20 protein-coding genes and 3 tRNA genes are annotated in these 20,334 nt (G+C 62.5%); 14 read left to right on the forward strand and 9 right to left on the reverse strand.

The features are described from left to right. Window positions 1-71: 71 nt before the first annotated feature. Complete coding sequence (locus tag BLS41_RS13455) at window positions 72-389, forward strand: transposase (RefSeq protein WP_074765224.1); 318 nt, start codon at window positions 72-74, stop codon at window positions 387-389. Window positions 390-444: 55 nt separating this feature from the next. Here the strand turns inward: BLS41_RS13455 and greB are convergent, their stop codons facing one another. Beyond that, window positions 445-1,014, reverse strand: a complete 570-nt coding sequence (gene greB / locus BLS41_RS13460; protein WP_074765226.1) for a transcription elongation factor GreB — start codon at window positions 1,012-1,014, stop codon at window positions 445-447. 139 nt (window positions 1,015-1,153) lie between these two features. Here greB and BLS41_RS13465 point away from each other — a divergent pair. Then, window positions 1,154-1,230 (forward strand) — tRNA-Arg (locus BLS41_RS13465). Between the two features lie 78 nt (window positions 1,231-1,308). Then, window positions 1,309-1,385, forward strand: a tRNA-Arg gene (locus BLS41_RS13470). A gap of 116 nt (window positions 1,386-1,501) precedes the next feature. On the opposite strand, the gene BLS41_RS13475 is transcribed toward BLS41_RS13470, so the two are convergent. The 5 genes from BLS41_RS13475 to BLS41_RS13495 form a co-directional block, all read right to left on the reverse strand. After that, the gene (locus BLS41_RS13475; protein WP_074765228.1) at window positions 1,502-1,990 is read right to left on the reverse strand and encodes a phage protein NinX family protein; all 489 of its coding nucleotides are present in this window, start codon (window positions 1,988-1,990) and stop codon (window positions 1,502-1,504) included. A gap of 138 nt (window positions 1,991-2,128) precedes the next feature. Further along, window positions 2,129-4,486, reverse strand: a complete 2,358-nt coding sequence (locus BLS41_RS13480) for a RelA/SpoT family protein (RefSeq protein WP_074765230.1) — start codon at window positions 4,484-4,486, stop codon at window positions 2,129-2,131. Window positions 4,487-4,628: 142 nt separating this feature from the next. After that, window positions 4,629-4,832, reverse strand: coding sequence for a DNA-directed RNA polymerase subunit omega (rpoZ, locus tag BLS41_RS13485; protein WP_006025620.1), 204 nt, complete (start codon window positions 4,830-4,832; stop codon window positions 4,629-4,631). 61 nt (window positions 4,833-4,893) lie between these two features. Further along, window positions 4,894-5,574, reverse strand: coding sequence for a guanylate kinase (gene gmk, locus BLS41_RS13490; RefSeq protein WP_074765233.1), 681 nt, complete (start codon window positions 5,572-5,574; stop codon window positions 4,894-4,896). 17 nt (window positions 5,575-5,591) lie between these two features. Continuing rightward, a complete protein-coding gene (locus tag BLS41_RS13495; protein ID WP_074765235.1) occupies window positions 5,592-6,515 on the reverse strand; it encodes a YicC/YloC family endoribonuclease in 924 nt (307 codons plus the stop codon). A 348-nt stretch (window positions 6,516-6,863) separates the two neighbouring features. On the opposite strand from BLS41_RS13495, the gene rph reads away from it, so the two are divergent. From rph to BLS41_RS13525, 5 genes are all read left to right on the forward strand, one after another. Then, complete coding sequence (gene rph, locus BLS41_RS13505) at window positions 6,864-7,604, forward strand: ribonuclease PH (RefSeq protein ID WP_074765239.1); 741 nt, start codon at window positions 6,864-6,866, stop codon at window positions 7,602-7,604. Further along, a complete protein-coding gene (rdgB, locus tag BLS41_RS13510; protein ID WP_074765241.1) occupies window positions 7,597-8,244 on the forward strand; it encodes an RdgB/HAM1 family non-canonical purine NTP pyrophosphatase in 648 nt (215 codons plus the stop codon). The genes rph and rdgB overlap by 8 nt, the downstream gene beginning before the upstream one ends. Continuing rightward, the gene (gene hemW / locus BLS41_RS13515; protein WP_074765243.1) at window positions 8,241-9,470 is read left to right on the forward strand and encodes a radical SAM family heme chaperone HemW; all 1,230 of its coding nucleotides are present in this window, start codon (window positions 8,241-8,243) and stop codon (window positions 9,468-9,470) included. Before rdgB ends, hemW begins: the two co-directional genes overlap by 4 nt. Before the next feature lie 55 nt (window positions 9,471-9,525). After that, window positions 9,526-9,615: transfer RNA gene (locus BLS41_RS13520), tRNA-Ser, on the forward strand. Between the two features lie 336 nt (window positions 9,616-9,951). Further along, window positions 9,952-10,410 (forward strand): hypothetical protein, encoded by a 459-nt coding sequence (locus tag BLS41_RS13525; protein WP_074765245.1) that lies wholly within the window; start codon window positions 9,952-9,954, stop codon window positions 10,408-10,410. A 24-nt stretch (window positions 10,411-10,434) separates the two neighbouring features. Here the strand turns inward: BLS41_RS13525 and BLS41_RS13530 are convergent, their stop codons facing one another. From BLS41_RS13530 to BLS41_RS13540, 3 genes are all read right to left on the reverse strand, one after another. Further along, on the reverse strand, window positions 10,435-10,839 hold the full coding sequence (locus tag BLS41_RS13530; protein WP_074765247.1) for a RidA family protein: 405 nt from the start codon (window positions 10,837-10,839) through the stop codon (window positions 10,435-10,437). 248 nt (window positions 10,840-11,087) lie between these two features. After that, window positions 11,088-11,318 carry a hypothetical protein gene (locus tag BLS41_RS13535; RefSeq protein WP_074765249.1) on the reverse strand — a complete coding sequence of 77 codons (231 nt, stop codon included), beginning with the start codon at window positions 11,316-11,318 and terminating at the stop codon, window positions 11,088-11,090. A 154-nt stretch (window positions 11,319-11,472) separates the two neighbouring features. Further along, a complete protein-coding gene (locus BLS41_RS13540; protein ID WP_074765251.1) occupies window positions 11,473-12,693 on the reverse strand; it encodes a Bcr/CflA family multidrug efflux MFS transporter in 1,221 nt (406 codons plus the stop codon). A 342-nt stretch (window positions 12,694-13,035) separates the two neighbouring features. Between BLS41_RS13540 and BLS41_RS13545 the strand changes: the two genes are divergently transcribed. From BLS41_RS13545 to ribBA, 6 genes are all read left to right on the forward strand, one after another. After that, window positions 13,036-13,626 (forward strand): hypothetical protein, encoded by a 591-nt coding sequence (locus BLS41_RS13545; RefSeq protein ID WP_074765253.1) that lies wholly within the window; start codon window positions 13,036-13,038, stop codon window positions 13,624-13,626. Between the two features lie 94 nt (window positions 13,627-13,720). Then, window positions 13,721-15,004, forward strand: a complete 1,284-nt coding sequence (hemL, locus tag BLS41_RS13550; protein WP_074765255.1) for a glutamate-1-semialdehyde 2,1-aminomutase — start codon at window positions 13,721-13,723, stop codon at window positions 15,002-15,004. A gap of 76 nt (window positions 15,005-15,080) precedes the next feature. After that, entirely contained in the window at window positions 15,081-16,253 is a 1,173-nt protein-coding gene (gene ribD, locus BLS41_RS13555; protein WP_074765257.1) for a bifunctional diaminohydroxyphosphoribosylaminopyrimidine deaminase/5-amino-6-(5-phosphoribosylamino)uracil reductase RibD, read from the forward strand. 15 nt (window positions 16,254-16,268) lie between these two features. Continuing rightward, window positions 16,269-16,898, forward strand: coding sequence for a riboflavin synthase (locus BLS41_RS13560; RefSeq protein WP_074765259.1), 630 nt, complete (start codon window positions 16,269-16,271; stop codon window positions 16,896-16,898). A gap of 435 nt (window positions 16,899-17,333) precedes the next feature. After that, on the forward strand, window positions 17,334-18,734 hold the full coding sequence (locus BLS41_RS13565; RefSeq protein ID WP_074765261.1) for a TIGR00366 family protein: 1,401 nt from the start codon (window positions 17,334-17,336) through the stop codon (window positions 18,732-18,734). 451 nt (window positions 18,735-19,185) lie between these two features. After that, window positions 19,186-20,319: a bifunctional 3,4-dihydroxy-2-butanone-4-phosphate synthase/GTP cyclohydrolase II gene (ribBA, locus tag BLS41_RS13570; protein ID WP_074765263.1), complete on the forward strand. Its 1,134-nt coding sequence runs from the start codon at window positions 19,186-19,188 to the stop codon at window positions 20,317-20,319. Window positions 20,320-20,334 lie beyond the last annotated feature (15 nt).

A 20,334-nucleotide genomic window follows, 5' to 3' on the forward strand; every position in this document is an offset into this window, starting at 1 on the left:
CGCCGGGTCGAAGGCGCCGTCCGCGGCGCCTTTTTTAATGTCGCGTCGCACAATTCGAGGAGGAGACAAAGATGAACCGGCTGTCAGACGTCGAATGGGCGTGCATTCAACACCTGTTTTCGCAACCGGGCGCGCAAAAGGCCACCGGCCGACCGGCCGCCGACTCGCGCGCTGTCATCGATGCCATTCTGTGGATCGAGCGTACCGGCGAGCGCTGGATGTACCTGCCCACGCACTTTCCGCCGCAGCAGACCTGCTATGCGAGGTATTTGACCTGGAAGCGCAATGGCGTGCTGGAGCAGGTGCGCGCGCTGTTGGCGGAATCACCGGCAGGCGCTGGAGAGCACCCTGCTCTGCGCGAAGAATCCGACCTGATCGAGACGGTTTGATTGGCGTGGTTTTTTGTGTTTTTCCCGCTCGATACGCTCGATGCGCGGACGCCCTTCAGCCGCCCGGATCAGGCGGCGGATATTTGACGTCGATGATATCGATCGGCTGCGGGCCGGCCGGCGTGTACAACGTCACAGTGTCGCCGACCTTTGCTTTTAGCAGCGCGCGCGCAATCGGCGAAATCCAGCTCACGTAGCCAATATCCAGATCGACCTCGTCGACACCGACGATCGTCACCGTACGGTCCTCGCCGTCTTCGGTCGAATAGTCGACGGTCGCGCCAAAGAAAACCTGATCGATATTCTCCTGTTTGCTGCTGTCGACAATCTCGGCAAGGTCGAGCCGCTTGGTCAGAAAGCGGATTCGCCGGTCAATTTCGCGCAAACGGCGTTTGCCATAGATGTAATCGCCGTTTTCCGAGCGGTCGCCGTTCGACGCCGCCCACGACACGAGCCTCACCACTTCCGGCCGCTCGACGTCGATCAGATGCAACAGCTCATCACGCATGCGCCGATAGCCGGCCGGCGTGATGTAGTTCTTGGTACCCGCAGGGATTTCCGGCTGGGCGACGTCGAGATCGTCGTCATTCTCTTCACTCGACTCTTTGACAAAGGCCTTGTTCATGATGATCCAGATGGTGCTGATGGTGCATTGACAGCGGCAAACGACTGCCTATCAAGGGTACACGATCAGGGCCTTGAGACAAATCGCAGTTACAGGCTTCCATTTTCCAAAACCATTGGCTATAATCTCGTTTCTGTGTGCGGCTGTAGCTCAGTTGGATAGAGTACTTGGCTACGAACCAAGGGGTCGTGGGTTCGAATCCTGCCAGCCGCACCAACTAATTTGAGGGTTTTCTTCCAGAAAGTCCTCGGCATCACCCAAGTTTCATTGCAGTAATGCATTACCGTTTTGCGTGCGGCTGTAGCTCAGTTGGATAGAGTACTTGGCTACGAACCAAGGGGTCGTGGGTTCGAATCCTGCCAGCCGCACCACCTATGAAGGGCCTTCCGATCGGAAGGCCCTTTGTTTTTTGTTCGACGCTTTTGCGCATGCCATTAGCAGAGGAAGCGCGTTGCCCTATCGCGCTCACTGGCGATTCCGGGCACCGTTACCGTGGCGGTGATTGAATATCACCAATCTGCCCATCGGGGTTCGGAACGTCTTCGACCGAACCGTACGGCAACGGCTCGCCGATCCGATGAACCCGGTCGCCCGCCAACGCTTGCGGCTCGCGAAACACCTCTTCCACGCTCGCGCCAAACCGGCTTGCGACAAACGCCCTGAGCAAAGCCACACGCAGCGAGTCACCGCGACCTTCTGCCGTCCGATGACTGCTCTCAAACGTCGCCACGCAATATGCCGCGTCGGCTTCGGTCCGCTCGTGCATTTCCAGTCGCTGGGCGCGCTCCAGCACCGCGCCGGCCGCCTCCCATGACGTGGACGGCGTGAACCTTCCATCCCATGGACGACCTCGGTCATTGCCGCGAATCGCGACAGTTTCGCCACTGTCGGTGAAATAGATTTCGCGCACGAAGTCGTGCAGGCTGCGGGCGACCCAATAATCGAGCGCCATGTCATCGAGGTCGGCTACGTTCATACGCGTTCTCCTGGAAATTTCAGGTGAGACCCGCTTGCAACCGGAGCGTTCAGATCAGAGAAAAGCTGCGCGCTGGAAAAAACGAAGGAAAAAAAATCCGGGCACGCTAAAACGAGCCCGGATTTTTATCTCGGACGATCAGTAGTCCGCCCTCTCGCGATCGATTCGCATCCCGCCATCGTGACGGTGATGCCCCTCCTCGCTCGGCCGCTCACGCGCAATACGCATGACGTCCGGATTCGTGCGGACCCGGCGCATCACATTGGCCAGATGGACGCGGTCGCTGACCTGGATCACGAAGCGCAGCACCGTGGATTCCTGCGACAGGTCTTCGTCCATCGCAATGTGGACGATGTTCGCGTCCGCCGACGTGATGTCGGCAGCCACGCGGGCAAACACGCCCTTGGTATTCTTGACCAGCACCTTCACCGCGACGTCGAACAGACGCCCCGGTTGCGGCGCCCATGCCACGTCGATCCAGCGACCCGGATCGCGCTTGTGGATGCGCTGCGCGACGCGGCAATCCGTTGTGTGGATCGCCATGCCAAGGCCGATGCCGATGTAGCCCATGATGTCGTCGCCCGGAATCGGACGGCAGCATGCAGACAGTTGCACCGACATACCTTCGGTGCCGGTGATCACGACCGGCGGCGCATGCGGCGCATTCGAACCGGAACGCGAGCCGTCGTCGTCGGCGTCGCGGCCGCTCATCAGCACTTCGATGCGCTTGGCCATCACCGCCGCGACACGCCGGCCCAAGCCGATGTCCGCGAAAATTTCCTGGCGATTCTTGTTGCCCGTCCACTGCACGAGCTTTTCCCACGCTTCCGGCGTAACGTCCGACAACGCGAAACCGTAGCTCTTCAGCGCCTGATCGACCAGACGCTCGCCGAGCTGCACGGACTCGTTCAGGCGCATTGTCTTCAGATAATGGCGGATTGCCGAACGCGCCTTGCCGCTGCGCACAAAACCGAGCCACGCAGGATTCGGCTTCGAATACGGCGCGGTAATGACTTCGACGATATCGCCGCTCTTCAACTCGGTACGCAATGGCAGCAATTCGTTATTGATCTTGACGGCGACGCACTGATTGCCCAGGTCGCTGTGGATCGAATACGCGAAATCGAGTGCGGTGGCGCCGCGCGGCAGCGCCATGATTTTCGACTTCGGCGTGAACACGTAGACCGCGTCCGGGAACAGGTCGATCTTGACGTGCTCGAGGAATTCGCTCGAATCGCCTGCTTCGCTCTGAATGTCGAGCAACGACTTCAACCATTGATGCGCGCGTTTCTGCACATCGTTCAGGTCGGCACTGCCGTTCTTGTACAGCCAGTGCGCGGCCACGCCGGCTTCGGCGATCTCGTGCATCTTGCGCGTGCGTACCTGGAACTCGATCGGCGCACCGAACGGGCCGACCAGCGTGGTGTGCAGCGACTGATAACCGTTGACCTTCGGAATTGCGATGTAGTCTTTGAACTTGCCCGGCACAGGCTTGTACAACGCATGCAGCGCACCGATGCAGGTGTAGCACTCCAGCGCACTCTCGACCACCACGCGGAAACCGTACACGTCGAGCACTTGCGAGAACGACAACTGCTTGTCGCGCATCTTCTTGTAGATACTGAAGATGGTTTTCTCGCGGCCCGTGACTTCGGCGTCGATCTTCGCGTCGGCGATTGCGCGCTGCACCGACTCCAGAATCTTGCCCACCACCTCGCGCCGGTTGCCGCGAGCCGACTTGACGGCCTTTTCGAGCGTAGCGTACCGATGCGGATTGAAGTTCGCGAAGCTCAGGTCTTGCAGTTCGCGATAGGTATTGTTCAGGCCAAGCCGGTGCGCGATGGGCGCGTAGATATCGAGCGTCTCGCGCGCCACGCGACGGCGCTTGGCCGGCGGCACCGCGCCGAGCGTGCGCATGTTGTGCAGCCGGTCGGCGAGCTTCACCAGAATCACGCGGACGTCGCGCGCCATCGCGAGCAGCATCTTGCGGAAGTTTTCCGCCTGCGCTTCCTCGCGATTGCGAAACTCCATCTTGTCCAGCTTCGACAAACCGTCGACCAGTTCTGCGACCTTCGCGCCGAATCGCTCGGCGAGTTCGGCCTTGGTCACGCCCTGGTCTTCCATCACGTCATGCAGCAGCGCTGCCATGATGGCCTGGGCGTCCAGATTCCAGCCGGCGCACATTTCCGCAACCGCTACCGGATGCGTAATGTAAGGCTCGCCGCTCTGGCGGTACTGGCCGAGGTGGGCTTCGTCGCTGAAATGGAAAGCCGCCTTGATGTCCTTGATCTCTTCCGGCTGAAGATAGCCGGAAAGGAGCGAGGTCAGTTTGGCAATGGAGACGACGTCATGCCGGCGCGGTTGCTCCGGCGTGGCGGTTGGCCCGAACAGATGGCGGAACGACTGTTCGAGGACCGCGTCGATATATTTGCGCGCAGACGAGGGAGAGTCGGCGTCGTGATCCACTTCCGTAGCGGTGGGCGGGGTAGCACTCATGGTCGCCTCCGTAGCGGGTTGGGGTTGGACGCCTGGGTCTGCGCGTTAAAACAATGAAGTGAAGCTAAAACGTGTGACAGGTGCAGCAAATCGACAACTCGCGACAACTCGCGACAATGCGTCGAAAACGAAACCGTGCAGGTTAAACCGGCACCTTCTTCAGCATTTCGACGCCAACCTGGCCGGCTGCAATTTCGCGCAGTGCGACGACGGTGGGCTTGTCGCGGCTTTCGATCTTCGGCGTGTGGCCTTGAGCGAGCTGACGCGCGCGATAGGTCGCGGCGAGCGCGAGTTCGAAACGATTCGGGATCTGTTTGAGGCAGTCTTCGACGGTAATGCGGGCCATGTTGGGTTCCTTCTCAGTATGTTGCTTATTCTACCTTATGTGCTCGACACAACGCCCAAGCTCACGCGTGCGGCAGATGAATCCCGAGCTGCACGAAAAGCTGCGTGTGGCGCGCGTATTGCGACGCGAAGCGCGAACGCGTTGCGGCGACGAGACATTGCAGTTCGCTCAACGCGCGATCGAAGTTTTCGTTGATCACGACGTACTCCGCTTCGGCCGCGTGCGCCATCTCGCTGCCGGCTGCCAGCAGGCGTCGCGTGATCACGTTCGGCTCGTCCTGGCCGCGCTTTTTCAGACGCTCTTCGAGCGCGTCGAGCGACGGCGGCAAGATGAAAATTTCGACCGCGTTATGAAACTGCTTCTTCACCTGCTGCGCACCCTGCCAGTCGATTTCGAGCAGCACGTCATGGCCGCTTTTCATCTGCTCCTGAATCCACACGCGCGACGTGCCGTAGTAGTTGCCATGCACTTCCGCGCTTTCCAGGAATTCGCCTTCGTCGTGACGTTTCATGAAGTCGTCGACGGTGGTGAAGTGATAGTGCTCGCCGTCCTGTTCCTTCGGACGCGGCGGGCGCGTCGTGTACGAAATCGACAGACGGATCGCGTCGTCGCCTGCGAGCAATGCGTTCACGAGCGTCGACTTGCCCGCGCCCGACGGCGCGACGACCATGAACAGGTTGCCGGGATAAGCGCCGGCGTACGGGTTGCGCGGTGCGCCGCTTTCGCGTGTGTGGTCGGTCATGTGTGGGTGCTCCAGCTTTATTCCAGATTCTGTACTTGCTCGCGCATCTGTTCGATGAGCAGCTTCAGGGTCATCGACGAATCGGCGAGTTCCTTCGCCGCCGCCTTCGAGCCGAGCGTGTTCGCTTCGCGATTCAGCTCCTGCATCATGAAGTCGAGGCGCTTGCCGACCTTGCCGCCCTTCTCGATCACGTGACGCGTTTCGTTCAGGTGAGCCGTGAGCCGCGTCAGTTCTTCGGCGATGTCGATACGGATGCCGTACATCGTCACTTCCTGGCGAATCCGCTCGTTGATTTCTTCACGCGAGACGGTCGTCGCGGCCGATTCCGGCGCGGCGATGCCAAGCGCTTCCTGCAGGCGTTCGACAATCTTTTGCTGATGCTTCGCGATCAACTCCGGCACGAGCGGCGTGATCTTCGTGACAATCGCTTCCATTTCGGTGACGTTGGCGATCAGCATGGTCGCCAGTTGCGCGCCCTCACGCGCACGCACGTCGATCAGGTCGGCAATGGCCTGCTTGCCGCACGCGAGCACTGCGTCGCGCAGCACGTCCGGCGCCACACCGCTTTCGGCGAGCACGCCGGGCCAGCGCAGAATTTCGCCGGTGCGCAAACGGCCCGCTTCCGGGAAAGTGGACAACACCGTGCGTTCGAGCAGCGCCAGTTGCTTCAGCGCCTCGGTATTGACCGAGCCCGCGTTGGCCGACTGCTCGCTGCGTTGCAGATTGATACGGATATCCACCTTGCCGCGCGACAGTTTGTGCATCAGCATTTCGCGCAACGTCGGTTCGCAGACGCGCACGTCTTCCGGCATACGGAAGTTCAGATCGAGAAAGCGCGAGTTCACCGTGCGCAGTTCGACCGACACGCTCACGCCGCCTGTACCCGAGGCCGCGACGAGTTCGCGCGTGGCGCTCGCATAGCCAGTCATGCTGTAGATCATCGTAATTCTCGCGATTGTGGACGGGTGCTGAAGGCCCGCCGAAGAGATGAATCGCCCGGCGTGTACGAGACGCGGGGCGGAGAATCCGTATTATCCCATTTTTGCCGGATGCACCCTGCCGAAAGCGAGCGCACATGCGGGCGAGCGCGCGTTTGTGTCGGGTGCGTCACTGACGTTGTCGAGCGTCGTGGAACACACTTCGTCGGCTTCGCGCTTCCCTCGCACTGTCAGCCACCGCCGCGCGTCGACATTGACCGGCACGGCGCGCAGACGACCGCGGCTCACCGCTGCGCCCGATCGGCTGTAAAATTGCGCTTTTCCTCCGCATTTCTCCAGACCGATCCCAACATGACCAACGACACCCAACGCCCCAGCGGCCGCCTGGCCAATCAGCTGCGCGACGTGCGCATCACGCGCCATTACACGAAGCACGCGGAAGGCTCGGTGCTGGTCGAATTCGGCGATACCAAGGTCATCTGCACGGCGAGCATCGCAGAGAGCGTGCCGTCGTTTCTGCGCGATCGCGGCCAGGGCTGGCTCACCGCCGAATACGGCATGCTGCCGCGCGCCACGCATACCCGCAGCGACCGTGAAGCGGCACGCGGCAAGCAGACCGGCCGTACGCAGGAAATCCAGCGCCTGATCGGCCGTGCGCTGCGCTCGGTGTTCGATCTCGAGAAACTCGGCGCGCGTACGCTGCATATCGATTGCGACGTGATCCAGGCCGACGGCGGCACGCGCACCGCCAGCATCACCGGCGCCTTCGTGGCCGCCCATGATGCAGTCGCGAAGTTGCTGGCCACGGGCCGCATCGAAAGCTCGCCGATCACCGACTACGTCGCCGCGATTTCGGTCGGCGTGTACGACGGCCTGCCGGTGCTCGATCTCGACTACGACGAAGACTCGCAGTGCGACACCGACATGAACGTCGTGATGACGGGCGCGGGCGGCTTCGTCGAAATCCAGGGCACTGCCGAAGGCGTGCCCTTCTCGCGCGACGAAATGAACGCGCTGCTCGATCTGGCAAGCGACGGCATCAACACGCTGATCGGCATGCAGAAAGCAGCGCTGGAGCAAAAGAGTGAGTGAGGTTAGCCACAACGGCGGCGCGAATCTGGCGGACGCTCCGTTGAAGAAAGTCGTGCTTGCGTCGAACAACGCGGGCAAGCTGCGCGAGTTCGCGGCGCTGCTCGGCGCGGCCGGCATCGAACTGATTCCGCAGGGCGCGTTGAACGTGCCGGAAGCGGAGGAGCCGTATCCCACGTTCGTCGAAAACGCGTTGACCAAAGCGCGTCATGCGGCGAAGCTCACCGGCCTGCCCGCACTCGCCGACGACTCCGGTCTCTGCGTTCGCGCGCTGCGCGGTGCGCCGGGCGTCTACTCGGCGCGTTTCGCGCAACTCGCGGGCGGCGAGAAAAGCGACGCGGCGAATAACGCGCGCCTGGTTGCCGAATTGCAGGACGCAAGCGACCGCCGGGGCTACTACTTCTGCGTGCTGGTGTTCGTGCGTCACGCGGACGACCCCGAGCCGCTGATCGCCGAAGGTCGCTGGCATGGCGAAATTCTCGACGCTCCGCGCGGCGAGAACGGCTTCGGCTACGACCCGTACTTCTTCCTGCCGTCGCTGAACGCGAGCGCGGCCGAATTGGAACCGGTGGTGAAAAACGCCAGCAGCCATCGCGCGATTGCGTTGAGTCAACTGCTCGCGCGGCTCACGGAGGAAGCGTGATTCCGATCAAGCCAGCGCCCGCCGATATCGGCAACGGCGTCATCAAGGCATTCACGTCGCCGGGCAGCATCCGGCTGACGTCGCTGCCGCCGTTGGCGCTGTACGTGCACTTTCCGTGGTGCGTGCGCAAGTGTCCGTATTGCGATTTCAACTCGCATGAGTGGAAAGGCGACACGTTCCCGGAGAACGACTATCTCGACGCGTTGCGGGCCGATCTCGAACTGGCACTCCCGTTGATCTGGGGACGCCAGGTGCATACGGTGTTCATTGGCGGCGGCACACCGAGCCTGCTGTCGGCGGCGGGGCTCGACCGGATGCTGTCGGACATACGCGCGCTGCTGCCGCTCGACGCCGACGCCGAAATCACGCTCGAAGCCAACCCCGGCACGTTCGAAGCCGACAAGTTCGCGCAGTTCCGGGCGAGCGGCGTGAACCGGTTGTCGGTCGGCATTCAGAGTTTCAACGAAGCGCATCTGAAAGCGCTCGGGCGGATTCACGACTCGGCGCAGGCGCGTCACGCGGTCGAAGTCGCGTCGACCACGTTCGACAACTTCAATCTCGACCTGATGTTCGCGCTGCCGGGGCAAACGCTCGCCGAATGCCAGGCCGATATCGAAACGGCGTTGTCGTTCGCGCCGCCGCATTTGTCGCTGTATCACCTGACGCTCGAACCAAACACGCTGTTCGCGAAATTTCCGCCCGCGTTGCCCGACGACGATGCATCCGCCGACATGCAGGACTGGATTCACGAACGCACGGTGGCCGCCGGTTACGGGCGCTACGAGGTGTCGGCGTATGCGCAGCCGCATCGGCAGAGCAGGCACAATCTGAACTACTGGCGTTTCGGCGACTACCTCGGCATCGGCGCAGGCGCGCATACGAAGCTGTCGTTTCCGAATCGCGTGCTGCGTCAGGTGCGGTACAAGCACCCCACTACGTTTATCGAACAGGCCAAAGCCGGCACCGCCGTGCAGGAAGAACACGAAGTCGGACCGCGCGATCTGCCGTTCGAGTTCATGCTGAACGCGCTGCGGCTTGTGGAAGGCTTTCCGGTGCATCGGTTCATCGAGCGCACGGGTCTGTCGATGACGTCGATCGAACCGGCTTTGCAGGAAGCCGAGCGCCGCAAACTGATCACGCGCGACCACGAAAAAATTGCGCCGACGCCGCTTGGCCAGGCGTTCCTGAACGATCTGCAAGAACTGTTTCTGAAAGATCCGCAGTAATTGCGGGTCGACGGAGTTCCGCTGCGAGGTTTTTTCAGGTTACAATTTAAGGCTTGGAGGTGTGGCCGAGCGGTTTAAGGCACCGGTCTTGAAAACCGGCGAAGGAGCAATCTTTCCGTGAGTTCGAATCTCACCGCCTCCGCCAAACACACTACAAAACCCCGCGAACTCAACGGTTTGCGGGGTTTTTGTTTTTTGGCCGCACATTTAACCCGCCACGCGGCATGACGGGTTGAAACCCGCTGCGATCTGCTGACCTGAACGATCCCGATTCTGGCCAGACAATCGCACCTCTGCCGCCCGTGTTGGCCGAATTCGATCAGCAGAAGGTTGCGCGCCCCATGAATTACGTCGGCATCACGGCCTTTTTCATCGAACACGCGTTTGCCGCGCAGCACCTTTCAACTCGGTGAAAGCCCTCCCTTCAACTCTCCATTTCGCGGTCGATATCAAAACTATCCGCACGCGCCAGGAGACGCTCATGAAAGTCCGTTCGATAACCAACGCAGTGATCTGGGTCGCAGCATGTTTGGGCGCATCGTCGGCGATTGCGGGAATGCCGGCCGCATCGTCCGACGACGACAGCTCCGCCGTATTCGGCGCAGCAAAATTATCCACGTTGCAGGACATAACCGGCAGCGTAAAGGCGGGGGCCTCGTCCGCGACCGTGGGTGCGGACGCGCTGCGCGGCGCGAGCGGGAATATCGGCGTCAACCTGGCGGCAGGCGCGCTGAACGCGCAGACAAACCAGATCGCGCTGATCACGACGCCGCAAGCGGAAATCGCCACACAGCAAAGCATCCACGCAGTCACGCGGATGACCGGCAGCGCCATCGCCGAAATCGGCACAGGCGCCATGGCTGCGGTGAGTGGGAACGTCGGCGTGAATATCGCGGGCGGCGTGGGAAATGCGCAGTTCAACGGGCTGGTGGTGCACTAGACGCATGGGACGCATCAAGCGCACTTAAACAACCGCGGTCGCCTCGACCTCGATCTTGAAACCGTAGTGCAATTGCGGAACCGGCACGACGGCACGGGCCGGCCGCGCGTCCCCTGCCCACTTCGCGTAGATCTGATTGAAGCTCGCCCAGTTCTCGACATCGACGATATAGACGCGCACCTGCACCAGTTGCGCGATGCTGCTACCCGCGCTTTCGAGAGCGGCTCGCACATTGGCCAGCACCTGCTCGGCCTGAACCTCGAACGACGAGTCGGCCAGCTTCACGCCTTGTGCATCGATAGGCAATTGCCCGGAGACAAAAGCAAAGCCATTTGCGACTGCCACATGACTGTAATGACCGCCGGGCTTTGCCAGCGTAGCGGGATTCTCCATGTGCGGCAGACGCGATTCGTTCTGACTACCAGCCATCGGTACCACTCCAAAAGGTGACGGGGAGTCAGCAGCATATCGCTGCACGCGAAACGACGCAGCGCACATGGCATGCTCGCTTCTACGAAAACGCCAGCATTACCGGAATCGAATGCGGGATGCGGCCATGGTCGCTCAAAGCGCGCGGCTTCAATGCATGGAACATCAGGCGATGCACGACTCAGCGCTCAGTGCGCCCAGAGCCGCTTCGATAGACGAAGCCGCCTTATCGCTCGACGCAGCCTCCATCACACGCTAAGCAGATCCAGCTTCTCGCGCGCGTCGGCGCAACGGCGATTCAGGTCGCGATGCATCAACTGGCTGTCGAGGAGTGCCGACACATCCGACAAACCGTAATCAAAGCGCAGCACATATTCGATGTCCGTGTAATCGTGATAGACGCCGCTGTCAGCCAGCTTTTGCGCTTCGGCGAAAGCAGCATGTTGCCGTTCGCCGTTCATCAAATCTCTGATCGCCATGATTGCCGCTCCGAGGAACAGTGACTCCATCATAGCAATGCAATTTGCCGCGCACGGTCGCGCGGACGCAACACCTGGTGTTTTCCGCAGACGCGCCGGATGCACGCGCGCTACCCGCCTGTGGTAGGCGCGCGAACACGGAAAAGGCCAGCGTTCAAACCGCGGCGACGGGCGCTTTGGCCCCGTGCCATCTGATTACCAGGATTCGCCCGACGTAACACAGCACGCCCGCGACGCCCACGACGATGCCCATCCCTTTGGGCGAGCCGTCCTGCCAGAGCCCGACCGCGAGGCTCGACAACGCGCCGAGCGCGAGTTGCACCGCGCCGAATACGGCGGCCGCTGCACCCGCATTCATCGGATAACGGTGCATCAGATCGGTCGTGCAGTTTGCGGATAACACCCCCACGACGCCGACCACGAAGAACAGCCCGAACACGATCGACCACAATCCGCCCAGCCCTGTCAGCGAGACAAAGCTCACGAATAGCGACGCCACGCAACTGACGGTGGCCGCGAACGAAATGATCCGCAGCGCGCCGAGCCGGCCGACGAGCCGCGTATTCATGAAATTGCCGAACATGATGCCGACGATATTCAGCGCGAACAAAAAGCCGTAATGCTGCGCCGATACGTGGAAATATTCGATGTACACGAAAGGCGTCGCGGTGATGTAAGCGAACATCGACGCAAACGCCATCCCGCCGCACAACATGTGTCCCCACGCGACCGGATCGCGCAGCAATCTGCCGTACGCGCCGAACGACTTCAGCAACGCGGACTGCGCGCGCTTTTCAGGCGGCCAGGTCTCCGGCACCTTCAGAAACGCGGTCACCGCGCACACCGAACCGAACAGCGTCAGCACGACGAACACCACGCGCCAGCCGCCGATCAGCAGCAACTGTCCGCCGATCAACGGCGCAAGCAACGGACCGATCGACGTGACGATGGCCAGCATCGACAGCACGCGGGCGGCGTCGGTCGGACCATACGCATCGCGCGCAATCGCACGCGCGAGCACCGAAGCCGCGCCCGCACCTAGCGCCTGCACGAAGCGGAACGTCACCAGCGAGCCGATCGAAAACGACAGCGCGCACGCCACGCTCGCCAGCGCATACATGATGATGCCGCCGAGCAGCACCGGCCGCCGTCCATACGTATCCGACAGCGGTCCGTACAGCAGCATGCCGATCGAAAAGCCGAACATGAAACTGGTGAGCGTGGTTTGCGCCGCGCCCGTGCTGATCGCGAAGGCCTGCGCGATGGTCGGCAGGCTCGGCAGGTACATGTCGATGGAAATCGGCCCGCATGCGGCAAGCGCACCGAGCAACAGGATCAGCCGGCCATCGGGCCGGCTCTGGGTGACGTGAGACATGGAAATCGGGAATCCGGATGAAGCGCCGCGCCGTCATCGTCGGCACGAACGGTGGAACGGGAAAGCGACAAGCTGAAGGCCCGATTGTACGCGACGGTTAATCCACCCGAGCGCGCCTTGCCTTGCCTTGCCTCGCCTTGCCTTGCCTTGCCTTGCCTTGCCTCGCCTTGCCTTGCCTCGCCTCGCCTCGCCTTGCCGCGCTGCGCTCCTGCGCGTCAGAGCGCGCAGCGTCAACTGGCCGCGGCGGCCGCGCGGTCGATCGGTTAAGCTGCCGCCTGAACCCTGCGGGCCGCGGACGAAGGTATTCGCGGCACCCCGTCCACCATTCTGTATCGACCTGCAATGACCGCCTTCCTGCTGATCTGGAGCCCCAAGAAGTGGCCGTGGCCCGAGTTGGCCGACGTCGCGAAACGCGTGGCCTCCGGCGTCGCGGTGCCCGACGTGTGGGGCTGCGGATTCGCACGCAGCATCCTGCCGGGCGACCGGGTGTTCCTGCACCGCGTCGCGCAGGAACCGAAAGGCATCTTCGGCTCCGGCTACGTGACGCGCGCGCCGTACGAGGTTCCGGACGCAGCGACCAAACGCGGTTATCGCCTGTGTATCGATTTCGTCTACGACTGGCTGGTCGACGCGCATCAGGCGCCGGTGATTCCGCGTGAAGCGTTGCGCGTGCACCCGTTCTCGGTGCAGACATGGGATGCGCAAAGCTCCGGCACGGTGATCAAACCGCTCGCGGAAGGCGCGCTGGAAAAGCGCTGGCGCGAGCTGACCGGAACGCGCAAGCCGCCGCCCGTCTCACCGCCAGTCCCGCAGACAGGCCCGACGCACTCCAGCAAAGTCACAGCGCACAAGGCCCACAGCAAAGCCACGAGCAAGGCCGCGAATACGACCGCCACAGCCGACCCGGGCAAGCCCGCCCGCAAAACCCGTTGACGCTGACTCCGGTACAATTTCTCCACCTATCCCAGCGTCGCAAAACGCCGACCGGCAACCCGCGCCGCTGCGCAACCTCTATTCAGCCATCGCCATGTCCAATAACGAAATCCTCTTCGAACGCGCGCAACGCACCATCCCGGGTGGCGTGAACTCGCCGGTCCGCGCTTTCCGTTCCGTCGGCGGCACGCCGCGTTTCGTCGAGCGCGCTCAAGGCCCGTACTTCTGGGACGCGGACGGTCAGCGCTATATCGACTACATCGGCTCGTGGGGCCCGATGATCCTCGGCCACGTCCATCCCGAAGTGCTGGAGGCGGTGCAGCGCGTGCTGGGCAACGGCTTCTCGTTCGGCGCGCCGACCGAATCTGAAGTGGAAATCGCCGAGGAAATCTGCAAGCTGGTGCCGTCGATCGAACAGGTCCGCATGGTGTCGAGCGGCACTGAAGCGACCATGAGCGCGCTGCGTCTCGCGCGCGGCTTCACGAATCGCAGCCGTATCGTCAAATTCGAAGGCTGCTATCACGGTCATGCCGACAGCCTGCTGGTCAAGGCCGGTTCGGGTCTGCTGACCTTCGGCAATCCGACCTCGGCAGGCGTGCCGGTCGACATCGCGAAGCACACCACGGTCCTCGAATACAACAACGTCGCCGAACTCGAAGAGGCGTTCAAGGCGTTCGGCAACGAGATCGCGTCGGTGATCGTCGAGCCGGTGGCGGGCAACATGAACCTCGTGCGCGCCACGCCCGAATTCCTGCAGGCGTTGCGCCGTCTGTGCACCGAGTACGGCTCGGTGCTGATTTTCGACGAAGTGATGTGCGGTTTCCGCGTGGCGCTCGGCGGCGCGCAAGAGGTGTACGACATCACGCCGGACCTGACGTGTCTGGGCAAGGTGATCGGCGGCGGCATGCCGGCCGCAGCGTTCGGCGGACGTCGCGACATCATGGCTCACCTCGCGCCGCTCGGCGGCGTGTATCAGGCGGGCACGCTGTCGGGCAATCCGATCGCGGTGGCCGCCGGTCTGAAGACGCTGCAACTGATCCAGGCGCCGGGCTTCTACGACACGCTGGCCGCGCGCACCGCCCGTCTCGCGCAAGGTCTGTCGCAAGTCGCACGCGAAGCGAAGGTGCCGTTCTCGGCGGATTCGCTCGGCGGCATGTTCGGCATCTACTTTACGGACTCGGTTCCGGGCAGCTTCGCCGATGTCACGAAGAGCGACGTGCCGCGCTTCAACGCGTTCTTCCACAAGATGCTCGACGCGGGCGTGTACTTCGCGCCGTCGGCGTATGAAGCGGGCTTCGTGTCGAGCGCGCACGACGACGCGATCATCGACGCGACGATCGACGCAGCGCGCAGCGCATTCGCGTCGCTCGCGGGTTGAAGAAACGCGGCGCGAGCCGCACCTTGCTGAATACGAAGCTCTACCTAGTCTAGCCACCGCACCCGACCGGACACCGATGTTTTCGCAAACCGATTTCGTCCATATGGAACGCGCGCTCGCGTTGGCCAAGCGCGGCATGTACACCACCGACCCGAATCCGCGCGTGGGTTGCGTGCTCGTCAAGAATGGCGAGGTGATCGGCGAAGGCTTCACGCAACCGGCCGGTCAGGATCACGCCGAGGTTCGCGCGTTGAAGGACGCGCGCTCGCGCGGCCATGATCTGCGCGGCGCTACTGCTTACGTGACGCTCGAACCGTGCAGCCATTTCGGCCGCACCCCGCCGTGCGCGAACGCGCTGATCGAAGCGCAGGTCGCGCGCGTCGTCGCGGCGATGGAAGATCCGAATCCGCAGGTGTCCGGGCGTGGGCTGAAGATGCTGCGCGACGCCGGCATCGAAGTGCGTTGCGGCCTGCTTGCGCAGGAAGCGCACGAACTGAACATCGGCTTCGTGTCTCGGATGACGCGCGGCCGTCCGTGGGTTCGCATGAAAGTCGCGGCGTCGCTCGACGGTCGCACCGGTTTGCCGTCGGGCGTCAGCCAATGGATCACCGGCGAAGCGGCACGCGCGGATGGTCACGCGTGGCGCGCTCGCGCATCGGCGATTCTGACGGGCATCGGCACGGTCAGGGAAGACAATCCGCGCATGACCGTGCGCGCGGTCGATACGCCGCGTCAGCCGCAACGCGTGTTGATCGACAGTCAGCTCGATGTGCCGCCGGACGCGCAGATTCTGGCCGGTGCGCCCACGCTGATTTTCTGCGGCAATCTCGACCAGCGTCACACCGACCGCGCCAATGCATTGCGCGACCGTGGCGCCGAGATCGTGCAGATGGCGAACGCGGCCGGCAAGGTCGATCTGCCCGGCATGCTGAAGGCGCTCGGCGAACGCAACGTGAACGAATTGCACGTCGAGGCGGGCTATAAACTGAACGGCTCGCTGCTGCGCGAAGGTTGCGTCGACGAACTGCTCGTGTATCTCGCGCCGAACCTGCTCGGCATGGACTCGATGAGCATGTTCAACCTGCACGCACCCGACACGCTCGAAGGCCGCGTCAAACTGAATTTTCACGCAGTGGACCGGATCGGCGACGATCTGCGGATTCTCGCGCGCTTTGCGCCTCTGGCGGCGTCGCAAGCCAGCCCCGCAGAACCCGGCGACGATCCCGCGTCCTCCCCCGTTTCGAATTGATCAAGGACTAGCACGATGTTTACAGGAATCGTCGCGGCAGTGGGCCGCATCGAATCAGTCAAGCCTCTGGGCGCGGATGGCGACGCGGGCGTGCGCCTGAACGTCGAAGCCGGCGGCCTCGATCTCGGCGACGTGCAACTGGGCGACAGCATCACGATCCAGGGCGCGTGCATGACGGTGGTTGCGAAGACCGCGCATTCGTTCGAAGTCGATGTGTCGCGCGAAAGTCTCAATTGCACGGCAGGTCTTGGCGAACCCGGCGAGGTCAATCTGGAGAAGGCGCTGCGTGCGCACGACCGGCTGGGCGGACATATCGTGTCCGGTCACGTCGACGGACTGGGTACCGTTACGCATTTCGCGCCGGTTGGCGAGTCGCACGAATTGCGCGTGCTCGCGCCGCGTGAGATTGGCCGCTATCTCGCGTTTAAAGGATCGGTCACGGTCAACGGCGTGAGTCTGACCGTCAATTCGGTGAAGGATCGTGACGATGGGTGCGAGTTTTCGATCAACCTGATTCCGCACACGGTCGAGGTGACTGCGCTTAAGCATCTGCGCGTAGGGGCGAAGGTGAATCTGGAGATCGATCTGATTGCGCGGTATGTGGAGCGGATGTTGTCGACGGGTCAGGACCTGCGCAAGGTCTGACAGTCGGGTTGAAGCTGGCCTTCTGTTTTATCTGCTCGATGTCCGGTGGATGGAATGAAGGGCCAGCAGCGCATTGTAGATTTCGCCAATTAAAAACGAATCGAAGCTTCCCGCCGTCTCTTCCGGTGTCTCACACCCGACGCGCTCCTCCGGTTCACGGCCACGAAATCTTTAACTCTTCTACCCCTCCCCCTGCGTTGAAATTGATGCAGCTCGCGCATCGCGACAACGCTGCCAGCCGATCTGCTTCAGGCGTGTCCCTCCTCCGAATCCTTTTCGCGAAAACGGCCACCTGTCCCGCGAAAAAACATGAAATTCCAAATTCGATTATGTTTCGTCGTCGCAGCAAATCGCTGCGCGTAAGCGAACTGTATTTATCGGATTGGCGTCGGGTTGCGTGAGCAACCGACGCCCGCGTATCAGCGGAGCGAGACCATGGAAAAGAAGGGTTACGGGGGCACAGTGACGGACACGGCCGCGCCTCGGCAGGGCGTCGTAGGCGGCCTCGTTTATATATTCGAACAGGTGATGCCGGACCCGTTCGTGCTTTCAATTGGCTTGACGGTGGTGGTCAGTCTGCTGGCCTTTGCGTTCGCGCCGCACGCCTCCGTGCCGACGTTGCTGACTTCCTGGTACGGCGGCACATTCAACATTCTCGGCTTCGCGTTGCAGATGATCCTGATCCTCGCGACAGGTTACGCAATCGCCGAAGCGCCGATCGTGCAGCGCGGCTTGCGCGCCATGGCTTCACGCGTGCAGACACCGGCTCGGGCGGCGTTGCTGGTGTTCCCCGTGGTCGGCATCTGTGCATGGCTCAACTGGGGACTCGGGCTGATTGTCGGCGCGCTGCTTTCACGTGAGATCGCCCGGCGGGTGAAGGTGGATTTCGCATGGCTCGTCGCGGGCAGCTATTCGGCGTGGTCGATCTGCAATAGCGGTTTGTCGAGTTCGATTGCGTTATCGCAGGCGTCGCACGGCAACGCGTTGAATCTCGTGGAGAAAGCGACCGGCCAGGTCGTTCCATTGAGCGAGACGGTGTTCGCGTCGTTCGTGCTGGTTCCGACCGTGCTGGTGGTCGTCGTGATGACCGCCGTATTCATCTGGATTCACCCCAAAGCCGAACACGTCGTCGCGTTCAATCAAACCGGCCCGCAAGGCGATAGCGGCAGCGATGCCGATGCCGATCCCCACGCCCGCCAGTCCGCTGCGACCTCGTTCGCGGCGCGGGTCGAACAATCCATGTTCGGCACCCTGATCATGCTGCTGCTGGGCGTCGGTTATCTGGCCATGACGTGGCACACCAAGGGCTTCGAACTCGACATCAACACGACGATCCTGATCTTCCTGCTGGTCGGCCTCGCGTTGCAGCGCACGCCGATTGCGTACGCCGACGCGATCCGCCGCGCCGCGCGGCAGACCGGCTCGATGCTGCTGCAATACCCGATGTACGGCGGCATCATGGGCATCATGACGGGGACCGGGCTGGCGGCCACCATCGCCAAGACCTTCGTGGTGATCGCGACACCGGTCACACTGCCGCTGTGGAGCTATCTCAGTTCGCTGATCATCACGCTGCTCGTACCGAGCGCGGGCGGCCACTGGGCGGTTCAGGGGCCGTTCGTGCTGCCCGCCGCACTCGGCTTGCACGCGTCGATTCCCCGCACCACGATGGGCGTGGCGATGGCGGAAAACGTCTCCAACATGCTGCAACCGTTCTGGGCCGTGCCGGTGGTGGCGATTGCAGGCATTCGCATTCAGCGCGTGATGGGCTACACGGCGATTACGTTCGTCGTGTCGCTCGTGATTTATGCCGCGGCGCTGTGGCTGGTTCCGTGACGCCATGATTTCGACCAGGGCCGCTGGCTATCGAGCGGGCGGCCTGTGGCCTCTTGCCTCTGTCTGCGGCCGGGAGCCGGACGGCGCTCGCCATGTCTTGCGGAACGTGTGAGCCTCGCTGTCGCCTCCCTCGGTCCGCAGATGCGGCTTATGGCGGCTTCATCGAACTTCGATGTCCTTTTATCCGCGAGCTGGCGTCTGTGACCTACCCCCGGAGCGGATCGTCAAACGCGTCGCTCCACGCGAGCAGACCGCCCGTCGACAGCCCGCCAGCAAAGGCCTGGCGGCAGTCCGCTCCGATTGCACCCGGCCCGCACGCCGATCGTTTGAACGAGCATAGCAACCCCGGATATCCCATCGCCAGTCGGCCAAACGGCCTATGCCATCCGTCGGAGGCGACTTGGACCCGCGCGTGGCGTAAAATACGCGCTTTCCCGAAAATCTCGCCAACATGACGCTCGCCTCCACTCAAGAGATCATCGCCGAACTGAAAGCCGGCCGGATGGTGATCCTCGTCGACGAAGAAGATCGCGAAAACGAGGGCGACCTCGTGCTCGCCGCCGAGTTCGTCACGCCGGAAGCGATCAATTTCATGGCGCGTTACGGCCGTGGCCTGATCTGCCTGACGTTGACGCAGGAACGCTGCAAACAGCTCAACCTGCCGCTGATGACCTACCGCAACGGCACGCAGTACGGCACGGCGTTCACGGTCAGCATCGAAGCAGCGGAAGGCGTCACCACTGGCATTTCGGCGGCCGACCGCGCCCGCACCATCGCGGCCGCGGTCGCACCGGACGCCAAGCCGGAGCACATCGTCCAGCCGGGCCACGTGTTTCCGATCATGGCCCAGCCGGGCGGCGTGCTGGTGCGCGCCGGTCATACCGAAGCGGGCTGCGACTTCACCGCGCTGGCGGGCCTCGCGCCGGCCTCGGTAATCTGCGAAGTGATCAACGACGACGGCACGATGGCTCGGTTGCCGGATCTGATCGAATTCGGCAAGGTGCACGGTCTGAAGGTCGGCACGATTGCCGACCTGATCCACTATCGCAGCCGGACCGAGTCGATCGTCGAGCGCATTTGCGAACGCACCATGCAGACCGCGCACGGCGCGTTCCGCGCGGTCATGTATCTCGACCAGCCGAGCGGCCAGCCGCACATCGCGCTGGTGCGCGGCACGCCGTGCACGGATCAGGACACGCTGGTGCGCGTGCACGAGCCGCTGTCGGTGCTGGATCTGCTCGAAGTCGGCGAATCCACTCACTCGTGGACGCTCGACGCCGCCATGAAAGAAATCGCCGAACGCGACTGCGGCGTCATCGTGCTGCTGAATTGCGGCGATTCGAAAGACCATCTGATCGACGTCTTCAAGGCGTTCGACTCGAAGGAAAAAGCAGAGGCGCTCAAACGCCGCCCGGTCGACTTCAAGACCTACGGCATCGGTGCGCAGATTCTGCGCGAGCTAGGGGTCGGCAAGATGCAGGTTCTGTCGAACCCACGCAAGCTGGGCAGCATGTCGGGCTACGGCCTCGAAGTCACCGGCTTCGTCCCAATGCCCGGCAGCAAAGCCCAAGCCCCGCAAGGCTGACCCGACCATTCACGC

Source organism: Paraburkholderia fungorum (assembly GCF_900099835.1).
GTDB lineage: Bacteria > Pseudomonadota > Gammaproteobacteria > Burkholderiales > Burkholderiaceae > Paraburkholderia > Paraburkholderia fungorum_A.